This is a genomic window from Providencia manganoxydans, assembly GCF_016618195.1.
GTDB classification, from domain to species: Bacteria; Pseudomonadota; Gammaproteobacteria; order Enterobacterales; family Enterobacteriaceae; genus Providencia; species Providencia manganoxydans.
The window spans coordinates 750,981-774,083 of record NZ_CP067099.1 but is presented as its reverse complement, the minus strand read 5'-3'; the positions used below and the strand labels follow the sequence as shown (position 1 = coordinate 774,083).

At 40.2% G+C, this 23,103-nt stretch carries 19 protein-coding genes and 2 tRNA genes; 7 read left to right on the top strand and 14 right to left on the bottom strand.

Annotation, left to right across the window (positions count from 1 at the left end):
- Positions 1–198: 198 nt before the first annotated feature.
- Entirely contained in the window at positions 199–1,788 is a 1,590-nt protein-coding gene (prfC, locus tag JI723_RS03355) for a peptide chain release factor 3 (protein ID WP_337979775.1), read from the bottom strand.
- A gap of 239 nt (positions 1,789–2,027) precedes the next feature.
- On the bottom strand, positions 2,028–3,095 hold the full coding sequence (locus JI723_RS03350; RefSeq protein ID WP_070926983.1) for a tartrate dehydrogenase: 1,068 nt from the start codon (positions 3,093–3,095) through the stop codon (positions 2,028–2,030).
- A 104-nt stretch (positions 3,096–3,199) separates the two neighbouring features.
- Here JI723_RS03350 and JI723_RS03345 point away from each other — a divergent pair, with 104 nt between their 5' ends.
- Complete coding sequence (locus JI723_RS03345; protein WP_140182537.1) at positions 3,200–4,123, top strand: LysR substrate-binding domain-containing protein; 924 nt, start codon at positions 3,200–3,202, stop codon at positions 4,121–4,123.
- Positions 4,124–4,144: 21 nt separating this feature from the next.
- Entirely contained in the window at positions 4,145–5,044 is a 900-nt protein-coding gene (locus JI723_RS03340; protein ID WP_070926985.1) for a helix-turn-helix domain-containing protein, read from the top strand.
- A 49-nt stretch (positions 5,045–5,093) separates the two neighbouring features.
- Here the strand turns inward: JI723_RS03340 and JI723_RS03335 are convergent, their stop codons facing one another.
- The 3 genes from JI723_RS03335 to JI723_RS03325 all read right to left on the bottom strand — a co-directional run bounded on the left by JI723_RS03335 (position 5,094) and on the right by JI723_RS03325 (position 8,726).
- Positions 5,094–6,047, bottom strand: a complete 954-nt coding sequence (locus tag JI723_RS03335) for a PDR/VanB family oxidoreductase (RefSeq protein ID WP_337979774.1) — start codon at positions 6,045–6,047, stop codon at positions 5,094–5,096.
- Between the two features lie 29 nt (positions 6,048–6,076).
- A complete protein-coding gene (locus JI723_RS03330; RefSeq protein ID WP_337979773.1) occupies positions 6,077–7,525 on the bottom strand; it encodes an NAD-dependent succinate-semialdehyde dehydrogenase in 1,449 nt (482 codons plus the stop codon).
- A gap of 73 nt (positions 7,526–7,598) precedes the next feature.
- Positions 7,599–8,726 carry an aromatic ring-hydroxylating oxygenase subunit alpha gene (locus JI723_RS03325; RefSeq protein ID WP_140182568.1) on the bottom strand — a complete coding sequence of 376 codons (1,128 nt, stop codon included), beginning with the start codon at positions 8,724–8,726 and terminating at the stop codon, positions 7,599–7,601.
- A 289-nt stretch (positions 8,727–9,015) separates the two neighbouring features.
- Between JI723_RS03325 and JI723_RS03320 the strand changes: the two genes are divergently transcribed.
- Positions 9,016–10,584 (top strand): BCCT family transporter, encoded by a 1,569-nt coding sequence (locus tag JI723_RS03320; RefSeq protein ID WP_272580446.1) that lies wholly within the window; start codon positions 9,016–9,018, stop codon positions 10,582–10,584.
- Between the two features lie 319 nt (positions 10,585–10,903).
- Positions 10,904–11,956, top strand: coding sequence for a hypothetical protein (locus JI723_RS03315; protein ID WP_272580447.1), 1,053 nt, complete (start codon positions 10,904–10,906; stop codon positions 11,954–11,956).
- A 48-nt stretch (positions 11,957–12,004) separates the two neighbouring features.
- On the opposite strand, the gene rimI is transcribed toward JI723_RS03315, so the two are convergent.
- Together rimI and JI723_RS03305 are read right to left on the bottom strand one after the other, a co-directional pair.
- On the bottom strand, positions 12,005–12,457 hold the full coding sequence (rimI, locus tag JI723_RS03310) for a ribosomal protein S18-alanine N-acetyltransferase (protein ID WP_070926993.1): 453 nt from the start codon (positions 12,455–12,457) through the stop codon (positions 12,005–12,007).
- The gene (locus tag JI723_RS03305; protein ID WP_272580448.1) at positions 12,426–12,836 is read right to left on the bottom strand and encodes a DNA polymerase III subunit psi; all 411 of its coding nucleotides are present in this window, start codon (positions 12,834–12,836) and stop codon (positions 12,426–12,428) included. The genes rimI and JI723_RS03305 overlap by 32 nt, the downstream gene beginning before the upstream one ends.
- Before the next feature lie 212 nt (positions 12,837–13,048).
- Between JI723_RS03305 and rsmC the strand changes: the two genes are divergently transcribed.
- From rsmC to JI723_RS03290, 3 genes are all read left to right on the top strand, one after another.
- Positions 13,049–14,062 (top strand): 16S rRNA (guanine(1207)-N(2))-methyltransferase RsmC, encoded by a 1,014-nt coding sequence (gene rsmC / locus JI723_RS03300; RefSeq protein ID WP_319067062.1) that lies wholly within the window; start codon positions 13,049–13,051, stop codon positions 14,060–14,062.
- 282 nt (positions 14,063–14,344) lie between these two features.
- Positions 14,345–14,430, top strand: a tRNA-Leu gene (locus tag JI723_RS03295).
- Between the two features lie 54 nt (positions 14,431–14,484).
- Positions 14,485–14,570 (top strand) — tRNA-Leu (locus JI723_RS03290).
- Positions 14,571–14,598: 28 nt separating this feature from the next.
- On the opposite strand, the gene JI723_RS03285 is transcribed toward JI723_RS03290, so the two are convergent.
- From JI723_RS03285 to JI723_RS03255, 7 genes are all read right to left on the bottom strand, one after another.
- Positions 14,599–14,859, bottom strand: coding sequence for a DUF1435 family protein (locus JI723_RS03285; RefSeq protein ID WP_272580450.1), 261 nt, complete (start codon positions 14,857–14,859; stop codon positions 14,599–14,601).
- 96 nt (positions 14,860–14,955) lie between these two features.
- Positions 14,956–15,483, bottom strand: coding sequence for a GNAT family N-acetyltransferase (locus JI723_RS03280; protein ID WP_070926999.1), 528 nt, complete (start codon positions 15,481–15,483; stop codon positions 14,956–14,958).
- Positions 15,467–17,119 (bottom strand): Na/Pi cotransporter family protein, encoded by a 1,653-nt coding sequence (locus JI723_RS03275; RefSeq protein ID WP_272580451.1) that lies wholly within the window; start codon positions 17,117–17,119, stop codon positions 15,467–15,469. The genes JI723_RS03280 and JI723_RS03275 overlap by 17 nt, the downstream gene beginning before the upstream one ends.
- A gap of 407 nt (positions 17,120–17,526) precedes the next feature.
- Entirely contained in the window at positions 17,527–18,966 is a 1,440-nt protein-coding gene (gene phoA / locus JI723_RS03270) for an alkaline phosphatase (RefSeq protein WP_140182525.1), read from the bottom strand.
- Between the two features lie 189 nt (positions 18,967–19,155).
- On the bottom strand, positions 19,156–20,733 hold the full coding sequence (locus JI723_RS03265; RefSeq protein ID WP_337979772.1) for an alpha/beta hydrolase-fold protein: 1,578 nt from the start codon (positions 20,731–20,733) through the stop codon (positions 19,156–19,158).
- A 61-nt stretch (positions 20,734–20,794) separates the two neighbouring features.
- On the bottom strand, positions 20,795–21,412 hold the full coding sequence (locus tag JI723_RS03260; protein WP_081335918.1) for a DUF3156 family protein: 618 nt from the start codon (positions 21,410–21,412) through the stop codon (positions 20,795–20,797).
- Positions 21,375–22,868, bottom strand: coding sequence for an APC family permease (locus JI723_RS03255; protein ID WP_272580453.1), 1,494 nt, complete (start codon positions 22,866–22,868; stop codon positions 21,375–21,377). Before JI723_RS03255 ends, JI723_RS03260 begins: the two co-directional genes overlap by 38 nt.
- Between the last annotated feature and the right edge of the window lie 235 nt (positions 22,869–23,103).

Here is a 23,103-nt window from a genome sequence, read left to right as displayed (position 1 = left end):
GTCTTCTCGCTGCATTTCGAATTATTTATAGTATATAGACTATGAGAAAAGCCTCATGAAATAAAGCGTTCTCACGTAAAAGCCAGAGCAATCTGCAAACTTTAGACAAAAAAACAGGAGAGTATTCGAAAATCGATGACAATTAGGAGAAAACCCACTATTAAAATAGATTTTTCAATAGTGGGTGACTTAAAGAAATTAGTGTTCTCTAGTTTTACGGAATTTTACATCAGGGTAGCGTTCACTCGTTAAATTCAAGTTAACCATGGTTGGCGCAATATAAGACAAGTTATCACCACCATCCAATGCAAGGTTTTGTTCATTCTTACGTTTGAACTCTTCGAATTTCTTCACGTCATCACATTCTACCCAACGCGCCGTTGAAACGTTAACCGCTTCATAAATAGCTTCAACGTTGTATTCACTCTTCAAGCGAGCGACCACCACGTCAAACTGAAGCACACCAACTGCGCCAACAATCAAATCATTATTGGTTAACGGGCGGAAAACCTGTACAGCACCTTCTTCTGATAACTGTACTAACCCTTTCAGTAATTGTTTTTGCTTCAGTGGATCGCGTAAACGAATACGACGGAATAGCTCAGGCGCAAAGTTAGGAATACCCGTAAATTTCAGATCTTCGCCTTGCGTAAAAGTATCACCAATTTGAATAGTACCGTGATTATGTAATCCAATAATATCGCCCGCAAAAGCATTTTCAACATGTGAACGATCACCCGCCATAAAGGTCAGAGCATCAGAAATCACCACATCTTTTTTGGTGCGAACTTGGCGCAATTTCATGCCTTTTTCATAAGTGCCTGAAACAATACGCATGAAGGCCACACGGTCACGGTGTTTAGGATCCATATTGGCCTGAATTTTGAAGACGAAACCTGTAAATTTCTCTTCTGTTGCTTCAACTTCACGTATATCCGTTTTACGTGGTTGTGGTGCTGGAGCCCATTGCACTAACCCATCAAGCATATGGTCAACGCCAAAGTTACCTAATGCGGTACCGAAAAAGACTGGCGTCAATTCACCTTCTAAAAAGGCATCATGATCAAACTCATGAGAAGCCCCTTTGACCAGTTCTAATTCATCACGTAATTGAGCTGCAAGGTCACCACCAACCGTTTTATCCAATTCAGGATTATCTAAACCTTTAATGATACGTACTTCTTGGATGGTATGGCCTTGGCCTGTTTGATAAAGGATTGTCTCATCACGCAATAAGTGATAAACCCCTTTAAATAGCTTACCACAACCAATTGGCCATGTGATTGGACAACAAGCAATATTAAGCTCATTTTCCACTTCATCCATCAACTCCATTGGGTCACGAATATCACGGTCAAGTTTATTCATAAAGGTTAGAATAGGTGTATCACGTAAGCGGGTGACTTCCATCAATTTACGTGTACGATCCTCAACCCCTTTACCTGAGTCAATCACCATCAAGCAGCAGTCAACTGCGGTTAATGTCCGGTAAGTATCTTCCGAGAAGTCTTCGTGCCCTGGGGTATCGAGCAAGTTAACTAAGCAATCATGATAAGGGAATTGCATCACTGACGTTGTAATCGAAATACCACGTTGCTTCTCCATTTCCATCCAGTCTGATTTTGCATGTTGGTTAGAGCCACGACCTTTTACTGTTCCCGCACGCTGAATCGCTTGTCCGAACAATAATACTTTTTCAGTGATGGTGGTTTTACCTGCGTCAGGGTGAGAGATGATTGCAAACGTCCTGCGCGCGTTAACTTCATGTAGAAAATTCTGATCTGCCATTTAACCGTTCTTTTTTGTCTGAATACAGATTTGTACATGCATTAGGAGAGGCAATAGGTGGCTCTTAGCTCAGCAAATCCGTTTTGTTAATCGAAATTGGCGGCCATTTTCTCAGATCTTGGGGTTATAAACAATCAAAGCATCACATTATCAACCTAGAGCCAAGAAAATTATCTAGGTTGATAAGATGTTTTTTTAACCTTGGAGCAAAAGAGATATTTTTAATGCGGTTCAAAAGATTATTTTGCAGTAATCAAATCGGCTATCGCTTGACCTAACTGCTGAGTACTTGCATTACCGCCCATATCACGAGTTAAATGGTCACGTTGTTTAATCACCGTTTCAACTGCGTTCATAATGGTATCGTGCATCTCAGTATGGCCAAGATGCTGCATCATCATTGCGGCAGCCCAGATAGTACCAATTGGGTTAGCAATATTTTTTCCCGCTATATCAGGGGCTGACCCATGAACAGGTTCGAACATAGATGGAAATTGCTTTTCTGGATTGATATTTGCCGAAGGTGCAATCGCTATTGTGCCAGTGCAAGCAGGCCCTAAATCAGACAAAATATCCCCAAATAAATTAGATCCTACAATGACATCATAAAATTCAGGCATTCGAACTAAATTAGCCGCAAAAATATCAATGTGGAATTGATCAACTTTAACATCTGGATATTGCTTTGCCATAGCAGCGAAACGACTATCCCAATAAGGCATTGAATGGAAAAGACCGTTTGATTTCGTCGCTGAACTTAAATGCTTTTTCTCTCTGGATTGTGCTAACTCAAATGCATATTTTAAAATACGATCCGTACCTTTGCGTGTAAAAATACTTTGCTGGGAAACGACTTCATCATCAGTCCCTTCATACTGAATACCACCAATTGCAGAGTATTCGCCTTCAACGTTCTCACGTACAACATAAAAATCAATATCACCGGGTTTCTTGTCCGCTAAAGGTGATTTGATCCCTTCAAATAAACGCACAGGACGCAAATTGACATATTGATTAAATGCACGGCGGATGGGTAATAATAACCCCCATAGCGAGATATGATCAGGTACACCAGGAAAGCCAACAGCACCTAAAAAGATCGCATCAAATTTTTTTAACTGCTCTAAACCATCTTCAGGCATCATTCGGCCGGTGCGATGGTAAGTTTCACAAGACCAATCAAAGTGCGTAAAGTTAAATTTTACTTGATATTTAGATGCCGCAGCCTCTAATACTTTTAATCCTTCAGGGATAACTTCTGTTCCAATCCCATCACCCGGTATAACAGCAATATTAAATTGTGACATGTTACGGCTCTCCCACAACAGTGATTTTTATCAGTAAGATCTCCAGTTTATGAGTTGCTGTGATAAAGTATAGCGACAAAGTGTAATCTTTAGGTTTACAAACTATGAACAAGCTACCCGCATTAGAAGACATTAAGGTTTTTATTACTGTCGCGCGCTTAATGAGTTTTTCGCGTGCTGCGGAGTTGCTGCTTGTTTCCCCCGCTTATGTTTCAAAGCGAATTAAACTTCTCGAAGAAAATCTCGGACAAACCCTATTATTACGTAGCGCTCGTACCATAAGTTTGACCCATGAAGGCAGAATAGTGCTGAAAAGTGGTGAGCAGCTATTGTTAGAACTCGATAACATGCACAATGCTTTGAAAGCATGCCGTGAAGAAATTCGAGGTGAATTAAGGGTCAGTTGTAGTACAGGTTTTGGTAGCGCTTATTTAAATCCTTTTATTTTGGCATTACGCGCCAATTATCCGCAATTAGGTATTGATCTGACATTAACCGATAGATCTGTCGATATTATTAGTGAAAATATCGATCTTGATATCTATATTGGTGGCACTATTCCTGATCACTATATCGCTAAGCGGATCGCTAAAAATAGACGTATTCTCTGTGCAGCCCCTGTTTATTTAGCACAAAATGGCTACCCTACTCACCCACAAGAGCTTGAGAAAAAACACTTTTGCATCACAATTAAAGAACGCAATCAAGCACCTGCGCAATGGAAATTACAGCACCAAACTGAAAGCATGATGATTGCGCCAAATAGCAAATTAATGGTCAATAACGGTGATGTGGCTAAGCAATGGTGCCTTGGTGGTGAAGGCATTTTACTTCGTTCGTTATGGAGTGTTTTACCCGAGCTGGAAACAGGAAAATTGACGCGAGTACTCACTAAATGGCATCAACCCGCAGATGTATATGCTGTTTATTCAAGAACAACCCGTAATAATGCAAATTTACGCGTGTTTATTGAAAATCTAGAGCAATACTTATCAAAACATTTACCGCATCAATTTCAGGATGAATAAACAATAGGTGGATATGAGTCGATGACAGAAACGCAAACATTTGGACAACGTTTGCTGGCCTTATTGAAACAAAAAAAAATGAGCCAGTTAAAAGCTGCTGAAGCACTTGGAATATCTCGAACAGCAGTCAACAAATGGACAAAAGGAGGCATGATTGATGAAAGCAACCTTGAAAGTTTAGCCCAATTGCTAAATGTTGATAAGATTTGGCTCAAATATGGCGAATATGCCAATCATTCATCAGCAGCATTCCCTTCTTCGGTTATCCGCAATATTAATGAAGTTCATTTACAAGAATCTACTGAAATTGTCACTTGGGAATGGGATTTGCTCACCGGTGAACTTAATTACTCAGATAACGTAGAAGATGTCTACGGGATCAAAATTACCACTAACGATGATTTTTGGGCATTAATGAACCAAGAATCCAAAGAAAAATTGATTAATGGCTACTCAAAAATCATTCGTGAAGGTGGCGCTCATGAAATGGATTTTAAAATCGCATGGGATGATGGGTATCGCTGGATCACATCACGAGCAACTGGTGTAAAAGGGCCTAATGGTAAGGTCACCAAGCTCGTTGGGATCAGTTTGGACAATACTGAGCGTAAAAATACAGAGCTTCGACTCAGTAAAATCAAATGCTATTTTAATGTACTTCTCGCCCATTTTAATCACCTTGTGGTATTTACCGATAAGGCGTGCGAAATTTTAACTAGTAATCTAGAAAGTCAATCTATTGATATTGATTATTTAGAACTACAACGACTTCTTTATCAGCTCGCAATTAACCATAAAGAATGGTTAGAAAAGGTATATCAGACAGGTCATGGCCATATACATTTTCAAGATCAAGAGATCAGTGCGTCATACCATCTAAACGATGAAAACCAACCATTTTTAATGTTTCAACTTAAATAAACTCAAACAGCCCCATAGGGGCTGTCAGATCCGCAATACCCAATAATGGTTAAAGATCTAATACTAACCGTTTCGTTTTAGCACGTGAAACACATAACATCATGGTTTTTTGCTCTGCGCGTTCATCATCATCTAAATAGTGATCACGATGATCTGCTTCACCTTCTAAAATAGCTGTTTCACAGGTACCACAGACACCATTACGGCATAAGCACTCTACCTGAATACGTTTATCTGCTTCGATTGCCTGTAAAATTGACATATCTTCGCCAATATTCAAGCTAAAACCTGAGCGTTGGAAATGAACCTCAAATGCATTTCCCTCATTTGCCACTTCACCGAAGTTTTCAAAATGTACCCGTTCTTTTCCTAAGTGAGTATTACCATGCTCAATGACAGCATTGATCAGCAATTCAGGCCCACAGACATACACATGACTATTTTCAGGTTGCTCTTTAATCAATTGTTCAACGGATAAACGCTGCCCTTTCGCATTATCATACAGATATAAGTGCTCCCCAATTTGCTGCTGAAGTTGTTCAACAAATGCTGCGCTGTTTTGATCACGGAAACAATAATGAAGTTCAAAATTCATCCCTGTTTGTTCCAATTCATACAGATATGACATAAATGGGGTAATACCAATTCCACCGGCAATAAGAATATGCTTACAGGAATCGTCATGCTCCAATGAAAAATAGTTTTCTGCTGGAGACAAATAAACGACATCCCCTTCTGCGAGCTGCTCATGCATATAAGCAGAACCACCTTTAGAGTTTTCATCTCGCAATACAGAGATACGATAATGATCACTGTTACTTGGATCACTAATTAGCGAGTAAGCACGTTGTAGCCCCATTTCTTCATTCATATGCACCGTCACATGACTCCCTGCACTAAATGGATCCAGCACCGTATCTTTCGCAATGAATTCAAACATTTTAATAGTAGGGCTAACTTGCTCTATGCGGCTCACATGAACAGCTATTTTTTGTTGGTTCATAACAATTCCTTCTTTGAATCCGTTATTACTTAAGCAACATCAATGCACAGATATTTCACACTGAGGTAATCTTCAATTCCATATCGCGAACCTTCTTTACCTAAGCCAGATTGCTTAACCCCACCAAATGGTGCAACCTCATTTGAAATCATGCCTGTATTGACCCCAACCATGCCGCTTTGTAATTTCTCCGCGACACGATATACACGTCTAATGTCTTTAGAAAAAAAGTAAGCGGCTAAACCATAAATGGTGTTATTTGCACGCTTAATGACTTCTTCCTCATCATAAAAACGGATCAACGTTGCAATTGGCCCAAAAATTTCTTCATGAACGATATCCATAGAATCATCAACATCCACCAACACTTTTGGGTTGATAAAATTGCCTTGTTCAACAATTTCATGACCAAGTACCAACTGGCGAGCCCCTTTTGCTAACGCATCTTTAACTAATTCCGCCATTCCACTGATAGCACGCGCTGTAATCATCGGGCCAATATCTGTTTCTTCATCAAGACCGTTACCTACACGTAGCTTTGCCACTTTATCAGCGAATTTCTCTAAAAATTGCTCATAAATATCATTATGAATATAAAAACGATTCACACAAACACAGGTTTGCCCACCGTTACGAAATTTAGCTTGAATTGCACTATCCACCGCTTTATCGATATCGGCATCTTCAAACACAATAAATGGGGCATTGCCACCAAGCTCCAAGGAGGTTTTTTTGATCGTCGATGCACACTGCGCATACAACTGTCGACCCACTTGCGTAGATCCCGTAAACGAAAACTTACTGATTAATTCATGTTTGGTCAGCAGTTCGCCTAACACTCTAGACTCACCAGTTACTATGTTAAATACCCCAGCAGGGATCCCCGCCTGTTCGGCTAGTGCAGCCAGTCCTAAGGCAGTAAAAGGCGTTTCGGACGCTGGCTTTATGATCATGCTACAGCCCGCAGCCAGTGCTGGAGCGGCTTTACGTGTGATCATCGCAGCAGGAAAATTCCATGGGGTAATCGCACTACAAACACCAATAGGCTGTTTAATTGTTGAAATACGATTGCTAGTTACCGTCTGAGGGATCGTTTCCCCATAAACACGTTTACCTTCTTCCGCAAACCACTCAATAAAGGATGCAGCATAGCGGATTTCACCTTTGGCCTCTTGTAATGGCTTGCCTTGCTCTAATGTCATCAGTAGGCCAAGATCATCAATGTTGTCTTCAATTAAGGTAAACCAACGACGTAAGATAATAGAACGAGCTTTTGCAGTTAATTTTCCCCATCCCTCCATGGCTTGATGTGCTTTGATAATTGCATCATTCACTTGCTCAATCGAGAGACAGGGAACCGTTCCCAACACAGATTGATCGACAGGATTAGTGACTGAAATGGTTTTTGCATTATCAACCCATTGACCATTGATATAGCAGGACTGGCGAAATAATGACGAATTAATCAGTTGTTTCATAAGTGGTTTCTCCATAGTGCTGGGGCTGTCGACCTTTTAAAAATCATTCATAAAGGTCACCAGCCCTTAACGGTTACGCAGTATGAGCGCCCGCCAGTAATTTATGAAAGTGCGCCACACCGTGCTCACTGATCCCACTTCGTTGCCTGTCAGCCATGATCCGCCCTTGCCCACGATAACCTCGTGAACGTAGTCCTTTTTGTACACTTTCAACTAAGCGCAGATCTTCAGGGCGAAAAACAGTCCGATACCATTCCACTAAGTTTTTCTGATACTCAGTCAATTCTTCATTGAGGAAATAGATATCATAATGCTGCAAAGTTTCACCTGCACTGGTAGGAAACTCGTAGATGACAGTCATAAAATCACCACCTGGAGGCATGTTAAACATGGTGCTAGGCCAGATCCAAAATCCGAAGAAACGCGGATCAAGCACCGACTCATCAAATTGATATGATGATTCCGATGGCTTAGCCTTACCAATCTGTACAGTCCAGTTCTCATTCAATTGGTGTTCATACACATTCACATCGACCGAGCTGGCAAAACTGACGTGGTTAGTTGGGCAGTGATAACATTCGATATAGTTATCAACGATCGTTTTCCAGTTAGCGGGAGTCTGACTAACAAAGCGAGCAGCTAATTTCAAATCACGGATCACAGAACAAGCTTCTTCCATTTTGGCCGCTAAACCAGGTAATTGCTCTTCAATCGGTTGAGGCTCACCTTGCGTCAAGTTAATGTAGATAAATCCTGCATGTTCAATAACATGGAAACTGCTCAGCGACATTGCTTCTGCGTCAAAATTATTGACGTTCTCACAGTTAGTTGCATGAGCTAACTGACCATCGAGTTTGAATGCCCACGCATGATAAGGGCAAGTAATTACATTCTTCATTTTGCCGCTTTCACCACTAATTAGCTGGTGCCCACGATGTGGGCATACGTTATAAAAGCCCCGCAAAACGTCATCTCTGCCTCGGACAATGACCAGACTCTCTCCAATCAATTGGCGAGTGATATAAGCATTTTTCTCTTTAACTTCACTACAATGGGCAACACATACCCAAGAGTTAGCAAAGATATTTTCTTTTTCAAATTCAAATACATCATCAGATGTGTAATAGCGTGCAGGGATCGTCCATGCGTTATCAATATCAAGGTGATCATTAATTGAAATGACTTTGTTTGCATTGCTCATCATTGCCCTCACTTATGTAAACTTATAGTTAACATTGTTTTTAAGAATGTTAATCCAGATCTCAATAATGATCAAATGAAAAGTTAACAAAAATAGCACATAACAAATTTAATCAATAAAAATCAAACGTATAAATACATAACCAAACCAATTAATGTTAATTGATGGTTAATTAATTGTTGACTGCGTAATGTTTGCATGGATATTCTCTGTAAACCAAAAGTAGCATTTCCTGCAAACCAACTCTCATTAAAAGACATAAAAATAAGTGAGCAACTGGAGAAGAGGTATGATGAATAATAAGAAATCAGTATTTTACGTATCGCTCGCCTTTAGTTTGGCATTAATTAGCTTAGGCGCTTTTATACCTGACAAACTCGAAGCATTTTCAAATTACTCTCTGGGTTTTATCTATAACAATTTAGGCTGGTTTATACTCGGAGCCGTTTTTATCTTTTTTAGCTTTTGTATGTACCTCGGTTTCTCCAAGTTTGGTCATATTCGACTTGGTAATGATGCCGATCGCCCTGAGTACAACACCGCCACATGGGTCGGTATGCTATTTAGCGCCTCTATTGGGATCAGTTTAGTCTTTTGGGGAGTCGCTGAACCCGTGTCTTACTACATTAGCCCTCCCGTCGGTACTGGTTACACTGAACAAGCAGCCAAAACTGCCATGCAATATGTCTATTTGCACTGGGGTGTATCTGCTTGGGCATGCTATGCGCTAGTCGGTGTATCATTAGCTTTTTTCCAATTCAGAAAAAAACTACCTTCATCACTGAGCTCAGTGTTCTACCCCCTGATTGGCGATCGCATCAAAGGATCCATTGGTAAATGGATTGATGTGCTCGTTGTTCTATCGATTGTTATAGGCATCGCCACATCACTTGGCTTTGGTACTCTACAAGTTAATACGGGTATGAATTATCTCTGGGGAATGCCGATTAGTATTTGGATCCAAGCCGCCATTATTGCCATCGTGACAGTCATTTATATCGCTTCAACCATTTCGGGACTACAAGGTGCAATCAAGCATCTATCAAACCTGAATATGCTATTAGCCTTTGCATTGATGGGCTTTATTCTGTTTGCTGGACCAACACAAACTATCTTAAAGGTCCTTTTTCAGGGTATCGGTGATTATGTACAAAACTTTGTCAGCATGTCATTCCGTACAGAACCATATAATGATGGCGCGTGGATTGCCAACTGGACACTATTTTATTTCGGATGGTGGATCGCATGGGCGCCATTAGTGGGAAGTTTTGTTGCTAGGATCTCTAAAGGCCGTACGATCAAAGAATTTATGATTGGTGCTGTATTCATCCCTGTACTCGGCTCATTTACTTGGTTTGCCGTAATGGGAGGCTCTGCCATCCATTTGATTCAAAATATGGGACAAAAGGCACTCGCTGAAGCCGTTAAAACCGATGTGACATCCGCATTTTTTAAATTTTTAGATTACTTCCCTGCCAGTACTTTTATGTGCATATTGGCGATGGTACTGGTCATGGTATTTTTCATTACTTCAGCCAATTCCGCAGTATTTGTGCTGGGAATGGTCAGTGAAAATGGTAACCCAAACCCAACTCATACGACGAAAACCATTTGGGGTGTGGTCATTGCCGCCATCGCTATCGTATTAATCATCACGGGCGGCTTATCCGGTTTACAATCTGCGCTTGTCGCCACTGCAATCCCTCTTTCTATTTTGATGCTAATAATGTGTTACTCAACCTATAAAGGATTAAATGAAGAAATTAGTCTTGAAAAAGCAGAAAAAAAATACCGAAAGAAGCTTAAAATAACCGCTGGGAAACCGATTTTGCCCGCGACAGAAAAACTACCTGAGTAATTAATAATCATATTAAAATAATTAAGCCACTGTATAATACGGTGGCTTTTTATTAAAAATAACTAAAACTAATAATAAAAAATAAGCATTATTAAAATAATTTTAAATCCACCTATAGAAATAAAATCAAAAACATTATTTCAATCATCAAAAACAACTCACGACGTGGTTAATAGCAAGTAAGTTATTAGTCTATAATACATTCTATAATTTAATTGTTTTTATATTTTATTATTATCTAATTAATGAACTGGAAATATAAAACTCAAGTTTATTATTTAATATAATTCATCAGGTTAATTATAGGTATAATAAAATCATGCCAACAAACAAATCAACGCCTTATATTTTCTTAAGTGAAGAAATTGCCGCTATTTTACAAGAAAAATCCTATCAATTAGCATTAAAAGGGGGACCGCAAGAAACTGGTAATCAAAAATTAGCAGAGGATATCGCCACAGAGCTCTTCGAGTTATTTAATGATAATGATAAGAAGTTAATTAATGATTATATTTCAGGAAAAATTACTCACTTAGTTTTTGATGGTTTCCTTAATACGGATATTGATGGCAATCCCATAAAACTACCTCAGGAAAATCAATTTCCTACGCTTGAAGAGCTTGAAGCTGATATTGAAGTTTTAAAATTAGCCTCCCAAGAACAAATCATATTAGCCTTACTCAATGAAACAACTTTTGCCTTTGACTCTGAAAATGAAGGTAAAATTGTGCGCGTTGTTGCAAACTTTCGTGGAGGTGGCACCCAAAAACTTGCCAATGAAGCACCCGATGGTAGCTCTCACTCAGGTAAAGCCGTCGTTCCCCATACTGAAGATCCTTATTACTCATCAACAAAAGTCGAGCAAGGGCATTCACCATCACCTTCATCATTGATCCTTACAGCAAGGTGGAATCCATTATCAGAAACAACAAAGCTAGCACCAATTGAACGAGTGTTAAGCCAGTTATCCAAAGAAGAAATCGTTGCTTTAGCGGGTAAAAACTTTAATTTTCGTGCCGCAAAAACGGCAAGTGAAGGTAAAAGTGTCGGTGGAACCCATGTTTCAATACTAGATTTAAATGACAAAGGAAGGCTTGCAGCAAACTATAATTTAGAACGTTTTTCCGTTGATCCCGCTGCGTCAGAATTTATAAAAGACACCTATGCTAAATTTAGTCAACTTGCTGCTGAGATTAAATTTGACGAAATAAACCTACAACCAAATAGAACACTTGTGATTAATAACCCTCTCAACTTCCATTGCAGGGATACAGTTAAAGATAATCGACGAGTGCTTGTACGTGTATTTGGTTATCGGAAAAATGTGGATTATCTTCCTATTAATCAAGATCCCTTAATTGTTAAAGGATAAATAAACTCAGCCACAGCATATTACTGGCTGTGGCTACTTATAATAAAATCATTCATCTTTAAACAAGGTTAATGCCAAAATCAAGGCATCCTCACGCCCTTCCTTTGCAGGATAATAATCTTTGCGTACCGTCACTTGATGAAACCCTAACTTATCATACAGATGTAATGCAGCTGCATTAGACTCACGCACTTCAAGCCACAACGTTAAAACATTTTTACTAGAGAGATCATCGATTAAATGCTCCATAAGAACACGTCCATAACCCTTCCCTTGGTAATCAGGATGTATCGCAATATTAAATAACGTTGCTTCATCAAGGATACATTGTGTTATAGCAAACCCAACAATCTGATTATCAACAGAAATTTTAATATTATGATATTTTTCCCCCTGATTTCCATAGAAAACACGTTCAGACCAAGGAAAATCATGGCTTAATTTCTCAATTAAGAATGCGGTGGCAAGATCAGACTGCTTTAGTGCTGAAATTTTCGTCATATTGATAAATCTGCTTCCATAGTGCCTGTTTAGCGTTATTGCTGGCTATCAGCTCATCTAATACAGGAGATATAAAGGTTGTTTTTATACTTTCAAGATGAGATTGGCTGCCTAAGACCCAACAATTGATCGTTATTGGTGTTGGGAGCATCGACAATTGTTCCGAATTAATACAAACCACATCCGTAGGATCCACTTTCATGGCCAAAAAAATATCTTTCAGCAGACGATGGTTTAAATCTAGGCTCTCATCAGTAATAATAATCAACTTAGCCGAATCTGGAATTCTTACACCACGTTCACCGCGCAATACAGCAGGGTTTCTCACTACCCATTGAGTGATACCCATTTGATTTAAAAGCCTGTCACGTCGTGCCATTCATTTATTTCCAGTCGCTATGTTAAGTAAGGTATCTTATCAAAGGGGACTAATAGCGCCAACATAGCAATGCTATTTCCCTGTTTTCTGATAAAGTGTGCGCAAAATAATTGGGTTTGCATACCTATTGCAAGTAATTTGTTGCTGCTGGATATGTCAAAACGCTGCAACCTGAAGTATCAAAAGTATGACAAGTAAGGAGATTTTTAATTATGTCACTACTAACCCCCGCTAGTGAAGTTATCCAGCGCCATCTTGAGCACTTTACAGAACGTCATGTAGTCTTGGCAGGTGATATTCAAGATGAACTCGCCGCGACTTTAGAAGCTGCAAGTGTTCGTGTTATCACTAACCAATACCATCGCTGGAAAAGCCTAAGTAGCTTAATGGGAACAAATGCGCAATTTGCTGCAATTGCTGACGCTGATTTTATCCGCCCTTGCAATACGCTGATCTATTTCTGGCCAAAAAACAAACAAGAAGCCTGCTTTCAGCTCGACGATCTGTGCACTCACCTCACAGCGGGTAGCCAAATTTTCGTGGTCGGTGAAAACCGTAGTGGTGTCAAAAGCGCAGAATCCATCATGGAAGGCATTGCAACACTGCAAAAAATTGATTCAGCTAGACGTTGTGGTCTGTATTATGGTGAACTAGAACAGCCAACTCAGTTCGATATTACGCACTGGTGGCGCCGCTATGAAGCTGAGAATGTACAAATTCATGCTCTTCCTGGCGTATTCAGCCATAATGAATTGGACATTGGCAGCGATTTACTTCTTTCTACTCTTAATGAACCTGTAATGGGTAATGTTCTTGATATTGCCTGTGGCAATGGCGTATTAGCGGCAGTGATTGGAAAAAATAACCCTGATGCCACCTTAACGCTCAGTGATGTGAGTGCTGCTGCGCTGATGTCTTCTACCGCAACATTGCAAGCTAACCAATTAACAGGAAAGGTCATTGCTAGCGATGTCTACTCTAACATCAATGACCAATTTGACTGGATCATCTCCAATCCCCCATTCCATGATGGTCTTAATACCAGTTACAGCGCAGTAGAAAATATGATTTATCAGGCGCCTAAGTACCTAAAAAGAGGAGGTAAATTCCGTATCGTCGCAAATGCGTTCTTACCTTACCCTGACATGCTTGATAAGGCCTTTGGTAGCCATGAGTTGTTAGCTAAAACAGGTAAATTTAAAGTTTATCAAGCGACCAAACGTTAATTACCAATAAATATAATATTACAGTCGGGCAAACGTCTTATATTTGGCGGCAGTGACGGAGCTTTTAAAATAAATTAGGCAAATCAACCCGTTGATTTTCAGCTAATAACACGAAGCAGGGAAACTCTACGTTATACTGCTTCGTCGTCAATCTCAGGCCAACCAGAAGTGTTGGCCTTTTTTACTTGAAATATCTCGCGAACAGTAAAAAAATTATTGACGTCTGAATAAATTAGCCTAAAATCCGCAGCGTGCTATCAACATAAGATAGAGTCTGATATTGCGAGGGTGGCGGAATTGGTAGACGCGCTAGCTTCAGGTGTTAGTGTCCTTCGGACGTGGGGGTTCAAGTCCCCCCTTTCGCACCATGCAGGCCTTGTTTTTAAATAGACCGATAGTTCTTTTAATAATTAACAGTATTTGCGAGGGTGGCGGAATTGGTAGACGCGCTAGCTTCAGGTGTTAGTGCCCTTCGGGCGTGGGGGTTCAAGTCCCCCCTTTCGCACCACTGTTAACTTATCTCATTCCCTTCACTTTTAAGCATTATGTTGCAACACCAATGCGACCAAACTACAGAGAAGAGCAATAACAGCAGGAACAATCAGCAAACGCCGAGAGCCGCGACTGAATAACATAGCGGCAGTCATCAGCATGGTAATAATGGTGATAATTTTTAGGCTGTTCATCCCTATATTGCTGAGTAGATAAATCACGCTCAACAAAATAACGGCGAAAACACCCCATAATCCCGCAGTAAAGCGGCGCAGATCAGTGCTTTTGGTTACGCTATTTGGCATCGCTACCTCAACAATTTAAATGATAATGATTATCAATCATATCTTGTTTTTAGCAAAAAACAATGTTTTTTGTTAAGAAAGCGACGCTATTTGTCATCAAAATGGATAAATAAAATGGATATCCTCTGGCTCTAACGCAAATAGCTCAGGATCAGGCTTATCAATCAATTTACATCCCATATATTGATAGAAATGTACTGTGTTTTCAGAGGGCGTTGCAGAAATATAAAGCCCTTCAGCTTTCTTCTCTTTTGCCAGCTGACAACATCGCTTAAAAAGCATCCCACCTAACCCTTCGCCACGATAGTGCTTGCTAACATGTAAAAATGATAATTGCAGTAAGTTATGAGCTTCCCCACGCCAAATATTATCAAGACTGGCCGCAGCAATTAATGTGTTCTCATCAAATACTCCAATAAATACCGCACCATTGTCATAACTCTCAAGCAGATGTGGGGTATAAGCCTCAGGCTCACCTTCTGGCCAGCCTTTCATGTCAAAACGCTGTGCTGATAGAACTAGCTGCCCTTTTTCATGTAGATATAAATGTTCAATTAATTCAGTTCTATCTATCGACCAAACAGATGGGATTTCATCCCTTTGTAACTCACGTATTTTTCTCATTTTCCAAACTCATTTGCTCTTTACGACTCTCAGCGACACCTTCTAGGGCATGATATGCAACAGCACAAAATAATGAATTTAGTCGCTTCATATCACCCAATAAACTGACATGTAAGTTACTAGTATCTAAACTTTGCATGTTTTGTTCATGTAGTCTTTCCACATGTGCATAGGCAAAACGCTGATTGATCAAACGAAAACGATGCTTAGCACGACGTAAACGTTTTGCATTATCAATATCAGCTGAGACAAACACTGACATCCCTAAATTTAAATTAGCCTGTAATCGTTCAAGTAATGACAGCAATTCTTTAAAGCCCTCATTCGAAAATGAACGACGATTATCAATTGATTTTTTCACCAATTCAGAAGTCATGCGATGAATAATCGTTGAAGATTGCTGAAGGTTAAAAGCCGTATCAATAATTTCAGCCCAACGCCTTGAATCTTCTTCGCTTAGCTCACTTTGCTGCAATTGAGCCAAATAAAGCTTAATACTACTATGCAGCATATCGACTTCTTCTTCTAAGCGGCTAATTTCTCTTTTTTGTTCTTTATTACCATTAAGCACATCTCTAAAACGCTGCAACATTAGCTCCAGCACATCTCCCATCCTCAGCGTTTCTCGCACTGCATTCGCAATCGCCAACGATGGAGTTTCTAAAGCACTTTTATCTAGATAACGAGGGGCTATTTGCTGTTCAGCAGAAGGTGAAATGGGGATCAATCGATTACAGAATTTAGCCATTGGCCCGACAAAAGGCAACATCACTAGGCAACGAATGAGATTATAAAAAACATGGAAATAGATAACCACTTCAGCCGCATTAAAACCATACTCACCAATCCATTGTGCGATCGGTTTTACCCATGGTAATACCACCACACAACCAATCAGTTTAAATAACAAGCTCCCCAACACGACTTGGCGAGAAATTTCATTCTGCCCGCGGCTGCTCATCATAGCGAGTAAGCCACTACCAATATTAGAACCAATCACAATACTTAAACTAATATAAAGTGGTACTAAGCCTGTCGCACTTAGCGTTGCGGTTAACAATACCGCAGCTAAACTTGAATAGCTGATCATGGCAAATAGTGCACCTACCAACAATGCTAATACTACATCGCCACTTAATGACGTAAAAATGGCTTTTACAGCATCCGCATGAGTAATCGGTTCTGCCGATGCCACAATCAGTTGTAAGGCTAATAAAATTAGGCCTAGACCGATTCCTACGCGACCAATTTGCCCTGTACGATTCTTTTTTTGGCTTAAAAATGTTGCCACCCCAATCAGGATCAGCAATGGAGATAGCCATGAAAGATCGAATGTCAAAATTCGGGCCATTAATGCAGTACCGACATCAGCGCCAAGCATAATGACCATGGCTGGCGTTAATGAAATTAACCCTTGAGAGACAAAAGAAATGACCAGCAATGCTGTTGCATTACTACTTTGAACGAGTGCGGTGACCCCGACGCCGGAGAGAAATGCGCTTGATTTACGACTTACACTTTTTCCTAAAATACGCCTTAAGTCAGCACCAAAAACTCGCATGATGCCAGTACGGACAATATGTGTTCCCCAAACCAGCAATGCGACCGATGATAAAAGATGTAAAAGGGGCAACATTGAAATTTGAATCCTATATATTTATATTTTTAAATAAAACAATCAGTTATTGAAATTTAGAGATTTTTTATGACCAGCTAAAAACGGTCATAATACGGTTCAATAGATGAAATCATTAGATGTTTAAGAATGAGGCGACTAATACAAAAACACTTCATTATACATTATTTTCTTTATTTTTCAAAAAGTTAAAGTTCAAAGTGTTATTAGAAGCGATAATCTGATTAATGATAAGGCAACACGAACAAATAAAACTTCAACGCCAAATAATTTTTATACATGAATCGACTAATTAACGCAAAGTTCATAATGTAATTTAGCATTAATATGAAGGATGATAGTTGGAAGGGAAAATAAAAAATCCTCTACAACATCCTGTCGCAGAGGATTTAACTTACAAGGTTGGTTTATTGTTTCAATCCCATGGCATCACGCATGGTAAAGAACAAATCAGTTTGGTCAGTCAGACCCATAACGTTGGCTGCATGTGGACCATAAGCCGCAACGCGCAGTTGTGCACCTGTATGCTCCTGTGAATCATCTTCTTCAGAGTTACCGTAGTTCACAACCATCACAGAACCATCTTTCGTGATCAGCGCTTGTGTCAAACCCGTTGATTTAGTGCCTTCTGGAATAATTTGGCTAGAGTGCGCATGGTCAGCGGTCACGATAACTAAAGTGTCACCATGTTTTTTTGCAAACTCTAAGCCAACTTGCACCGCTTCATCCAATGCGACGGTTTCACCAATTTGACCACATGGGTTCGCTTTATGATCTTGTTTATCGATAGAAGCACTTTCAACTTGTAAGAAGAAGCCATTTGGATTGGTTTTTAATAAATCAATGGCCTTCTCTGTCATTTGAGCCAATGTCGGTGCATTAGGATCTAATTTAGAATTCGGCTTACATTCAAGTGGTGGGTTATTAATATTACCGTAATGTGTTGCTTTAGGTCCTTCCCAAGCCACCGCCATATTCCCCTCATGGAATAAACCTAACACTGGCTTGTCTTGGTTAGCTACAGTGACGGCTTCCAGTGATTTTGCATCACGAACAATGTTAAAACCACGTTCTTTCGCTTGCTCTTCTAACGTTTTACCTTGGTAATCGCCAGCCTTCGCCACTTGCTTGAAGCTCTTCGCGCCACCACCTAATGTAACATCGGCGCGCGTCACGAGTAGCTGCTCAGAGATAGAGCCACGCCCACCATTTTCTAAGGCATTCGTCGCACACTTTTCTGACGTTTCTTCAGGACCATAACATTTACGGGCTGTAACATGGGAAAATTGAGCAGCAGGTGTCGCATCTTGAATTTCTGACGTGGTTACGTTCCCCGTCGCTTTACCATTACGTTTAGCCAGCTCAATTAAGGTATCGTGATCTTTATCGAAAACATCAACACCAAGCGCGCCATTATAGGTTTTCACACCTGATGACCACGCCGTTGCTGACGCAGCAGAATCCGTTACATAGTCTGGTTTCTTGGTTTTTTTGTTTAATGCGTAATGGGTATACTGACCCGTAATCGGTAGTGCATCAATGCCTTTAAAGAAGCCACCAGCACCTTCAGCATAATTGCGTGCAACCGTAATTTCAGAGTCTCCCATCCCATCACCGATAAACAGGATCACGTTCTTAGCTTGTCCATTGTGCAAAGCGGCTTTCATGATATCAGTTTGTTCTTGTGCTAAACGACGAGCACCACCAAATTGGGTTATATCACCTTGTGCCGCGCGATTTTCTGAAACTGCATCGTTTGGTGTTGCTGCATTTGCTGGCAGAGTACCACTTAAAAGCATTGTACTCACAGCAACAGCTAAAATCGATTTCATGCAATGACCTGTCATAATCATTTCCTTGCCAATAAAAGAAGTTTAAATATTAAGTTGCTTCGAATAATGATTGGCATGCTAAGCTAGCTAGATGACAGTTGGATGAAGGTTTTATGTCGAAAAAAAGATGATTGTCATTAATATGCAAAAAGGCAGTCACCAATGAACTGCCTTTTAGTGTTTTGAAGCATGAAAAATAGCGAATTACTTAGCGATATTACCGCTTAAATAGCGAGTTCCTTCATACAGTGTTTCACACCAAGAAACATAATCATGTCCACTCGGTAATTCAGTTGCTTCAACTTGATAGCCTTTATGTTTTAATACATCCAATAACCGATAATGATTCTGGATGATCCCTCCCCAGCTACCCCGTTGCTCAAACAACCCCGCCTCTAAATAGAAACGTAACGGTCTCTTTGACATCTGTTCTATTTCGCGGATCAACCATTCTGGATCTTTCCCTTTAGGCGCCCACCAATATGAACCAGACATACTAATCACATTACCAAATAGCTCAGGGTGAGTTAATGCATTCCATGTTGCCCCTAGACCACCATAGCTCGATCCTGCAATGATCGTTGATTCAGCTGGCGCATTGATCCCTTTTGCCCGCAATAATGGCATGAGCTCCTTGGCAAGCATTTCAGGAAAGTCACTGTTTGGAGGCAGTTCATTATTTCTATGCTCAGAACTAATACTGTCTAGAAACACCACATACATAGGCGGTATTTTGCCTTCTAGCATCCACTTATCAAAAAAGTCTGCCATTTTGTAAGTATTAAGATAAGTTTGTCCATCCAGTAGTACCAGTACTGAAGGTTGTTTCATCACGACAGCAGGGCGGTATATTGAAATTTTTCTATTATTATTCAATATATTGCTTTGAAATGAAAATGACTCTAATTGACCATTAAGCTGATGACGCTCAATTTTGGCAAAATCACACTGACGTTTTTCTGGCGCTAAAGACAATAAAGAAAACCGATTATAACGATCATTAAAAAATGAAGGAACAGCATAAGTATTAAAGGGATCTGCTTGCGCCGTGACTAAAATCGCTTTACGTTGCGCCAGCCCACCTTCAGCAATCTTTGGAACATCAGGTGCTATTTTATATTGCGACAACGTATCATTTGGCACAATGAAACTACGATACCAGATATCCTTATTCGGCACTCTCGCCATCGTTTCATGATTACCCGAGGGCGCCCCCAATATATAGGCATTCGACTGCGCACCTCGCCATAAAAAAGTCACTCTCTTTTGCCCTTTCTTGTAATCTTCAATCAAGGGAGTGCCCTGCAATTTGATCTCCTGCCAAAAAGCATCAGTGGTTTTATCTTGCTGATGTGCATCAAGTAAGGCTTGTAACTTAGGGCTATCAATCTTGTGTTCAGCTTCAATCGCTAAAGGCTGATAATCCGCTAAATTAAATTTGAGATGCCATGGCTGCTCTGGTACACCTTGTAATTTGAGGTAATATTGACCTTTTTTTGGGGCAATATAAGAAATAGCGTGCGTTTCAGACTGCGGCCAACCCTGTAAAAGAACACGAATTGGTACCTTACTGCTTTTCAGTAAAATCGCTTCAGCGATCCCATCACCTTCTTGGCGAACAACCTGTTTATCCGAAATTTCAACTAACAAACAGCTATGACCTTCACTATCATGCACGCCCTCAATAGAAGAGGACAGCTCATCTAAACGAATACACTCTGCAACAGCTGACATAGCAACCGATGAAAGCAAAATACAGCCGATTAACGGTAAAGATTTCACATCATTTTCCATTGAAAATTTATTTAATGGAAAATATTACTATCAAATTAATATTTCAAACTCAATGATTAACAAAATGTTTTTCCATAAATTGGTGAATCAACTGTAAAGCGCTCAATAAACGATGTCTTTGCTCGGAAGTTAACCGTAAATAACGCCTTGTGGCAGGGATCCTGCTAACCATTTCAGATGCAGTAAAAGGCTCAATTTCACAATGCCATACACCATGTTTAATGTTTAAATGGCAATAATTAAAATCTAACTCTTCGAGCGTACTGGTAATGATTGGGTATTGCTTTAGTAAGCTCACTAACGATTGTCCTTGCTCATCCTTCGATACAAAATCAATATGTTTTTTACGTAAATTACCACTTGTTTTCACGGTGACTTGTGCATTGATAGCTTGGCGACAATTTCCCGTTACCGAAAATCGACTAAACACAATAAATGCCATAAACAGTGTTTTAACTCTTTCCGTGACACAGATCGTTAATTCATCTTGTGGGCGGATAAGGAGCTCCCCAGGAGCTCCCCATTCACACTGATAAGGCAAAATATCACGCTCCACTTTATTTAGCGTTAAGCCTTGCTGGTACCCTGTTGGCAGACGCTTTTGCGTTAAGCGTCGCCAGAAAGAATATTTAGGCGAGGTTGCGTAATGGCTCAATTTTACCTCCATTTAACTCTTCCTCTGTAAATGTGTTTGATAACACCTGCTCAACCGGAACGGGTTTGAATGGATTAACCTTTTGCACAAAGAGCGTCCAAATTAATGCATAGCTGGCAGTTAGTCCTAACATAATAATAAATGGAATATAAACATCCGATTTATTCATTCCTGGAGGGGTGATATACACAATGGCTAAAATAATCCCTACACTCGAAATAATTTGTGGGATAGGAAAAAATGGCGAACGATACGCACGATGTAAGTCAGGACGACGTATACGTAATAATATGACTGAAACAGTGACTAACAGATAAGCCGTGCCCCAAGAACATACAGCAGCCAATACCAATGGCATGATGCGATCTAAATCACCTTGGATAGCAAACGTGTGCAGACAAGGGATCATTACTGCAACAAGGATCCCAAAGACTGGCGTTTTAAAACGTGGGTGCAAGTAAGCAAATATACGAGGTAACGCACCATCCAGCGCCATCCCATAAAGGATCCGCGGAACCGCTGCCATTAATGTATTAATCGTTGCTCCACCAGCAAGCAATAGCGCAATACCAATCCAATATTTACCAATATCACCAAAAACTTGGCTAGCAAAAGCAGGGATAGCCATCGGTGTTTCTAGCAGGCTAACATTATTTGTCGGATCAACAATGACGTTTTCGACTTGATTTGTCATCGCTGCGCCAAATAAAAACATACAAAATGCGACACCGCACAGCCCTGTTGCCATCGCACGCGGAATAACTTTAGCTGAGTTTTTAATTTCAGGCGCCATTGGCGTGACCAACTCACAGCCAACAAACATGAACATCGCCATACCAACAAAACTCAAAACAAGAGTCGGATCAGAAATATTCAAACCTTGACCAAACCATCCATCAACAGAAGTGTGGAAAGGGATCAATAATCCACCAATACTGAAAATAACTAAGGTGCTCCACATCGCAAAGGTAAGCACGACTTCAACTTTACTGAAAGCTTCAATCCCTAAAGCATTGAGTAGACCAAATGTGATCACCAAGCCTACCCCAACCATCCAAGAGGTATTACTGGTTTCCATTACGGTATTTAAGCTTTCAAAATTAACTAATGCCATGATCCCCGACAAAATCGTTTCTGCCGTTCCCGCAAATACATGCACAATTAAATAAGCTGACAACGCTCCGGTTATCGCCCAGAAGCGCCCCATACCACATGAAATATAATCATAAACCGAGCCTGATGTTGGTAAAATAGCCGCCGCTTCGGAGAACGTCGTCAATTGAGCCTGCATCATGATAAAGCTCAGTAATACGGCTAAAGCAAACGTATCGCCACCAATGCCAAAACCACTCGTCACCGTCAAAATAACAGGACTTGCCATAATCACGCCCACAGAACTCGCTAAAGTTGTTGGAAAACCAACTTTCCCCTTCTCAATGTGAGACGTTAATTTTGAGGACATATTCATTTTGCTTCCCTCTCTTTCTGGAACACAGTCGTGATTGTGAATTTTTTGTAAAAATAAAATGACTGCATTGCCACTATAAAAATAAGCACAAACATGTCGCTATCGTCCTAAAGGACGATACCTATCGGGGGAGGAAAAGAGAAAGGAGTTGGCGAAAAGTACCGAATTAATTAATCAAAAAAAAGATAAAGCATGGAATATCAATAGATAACACTTTATCACTTCATTAATATAT

Bases quoted from the DNA above. Each gene is read 5' to 3' on its own strand.
- JI723_RS03340 (WP_070926985.1), top strand. From the start codon at position 4,145: ATGACAGAAACGCAAACATTTGGACAACGTTTGCTGGCCTTATTGAAA.
- rsmC (WP_319067062.1), top strand. From the start codon at position 13,049: ATGTCACTACTAACCCCCGCTAGTGAAGTTATCCAGCGCCATCTTGAG.
- rimI (WP_070926993.1), bottom strand. From the start codon at position 12,457: ATGACGAAAATTTCAGCACTAAAGCAGTCTGATCTTGCCACCGCATTC.
- JI723_RS03320 (WP_272580446.1), top strand. From the start codon at position 9,016: ATGATGAATAATAAGAAATCAGTATTTTACGTATCGCTCGCCTTTAGT.
- prfC (WP_337979775.1), bottom strand. From the start codon at position 1,788: ATGGCAGATCAGAATTTTCTACATGAAGTTAACGCGCGCAGGACGTTT.
- JI723_RS03280 (WP_070926999.1), bottom strand. From the start codon at position 15,483: ATGAGAAAAATACGTGAGTTACAAAGGGATGAAATCCCATCTGTTTGG.
- JI723_RS03305 (WP_272580448.1), bottom strand. From the start codon at position 12,836: ATGGCACGACGTGACAGGCTTTTAAATCAAATGGGTATCACTCAATGG.
- JI723_RS03350 (WP_070926983.1), bottom strand. From the start codon at position 3,095: ATGTCACAATTTAATATTGCTGTTATACCGGGTGATGGGATTGGAACA.
- JI723_RS03255 (WP_272580453.1), bottom strand. From the start codon at position 22,868: ATGAATATGTCCTCAAAATTAACGTCTCACATTGAGAAGGGGAAAGTT.
- JI723_RS03345 (WP_140182537.1), top strand. From the start codon at position 3,200: ATGAACAAGCTACCCGCATTAGAAGACATTAAGGTTTTTATTACTGTC.
- JI723_RS03275 (WP_272580451.1), bottom strand. From the start codon at position 17,119: ATGTTGCCCCTTTTACATCTTTTATCATCGGTCGCATTGCTGGTTTGG.
- JI723_RS03285 (WP_272580450.1), bottom strand. From the start codon at position 14,859: ATGCCAAATAGCGTAACCAAAAGCACTGATCTGCGCCGCTTTACTGCG.
- JI723_RS03315 (WP_272580447.1), top strand. From the start codon at position 10,904: ATGCCAACAAACAAATCAACGCCTTATATTTTCTTAAGTGAAGAAATT.
- JI723_RS03330 (WP_337979773.1), bottom strand. From the start codon at position 7,525: ATGAAACAACTGATTAATTCGTCATTATTTCGCCAGTCCTGCTATATC.
- JI723_RS03260 (WP_081335918.1), bottom strand. From the start codon at position 21,412: ATGGAGGTAAAATTGAGCCATTACGCAACCTCGCCTAAATATTCTTTC.
- JI723_RS03335 (WP_337979774.1), bottom strand. From the start codon at position 6,047: ATGAACCAACAAAAAATAGCTGTTCATGTGAGCCGCATAGAGCAAGTT.
- JI723_RS03325 (WP_140182568.1), bottom strand. From the start codon at position 8,726: ATGAGCAATGCAAACAAAGTCATTTCAATTAATGATCACCTTGATATT.
- phoA (WP_140182525.1), bottom strand. From the start codon at position 18,966: ATGACAGGTCATTGCATGAAATCGATTTTAGCTGTTGCTGTGAGTACA.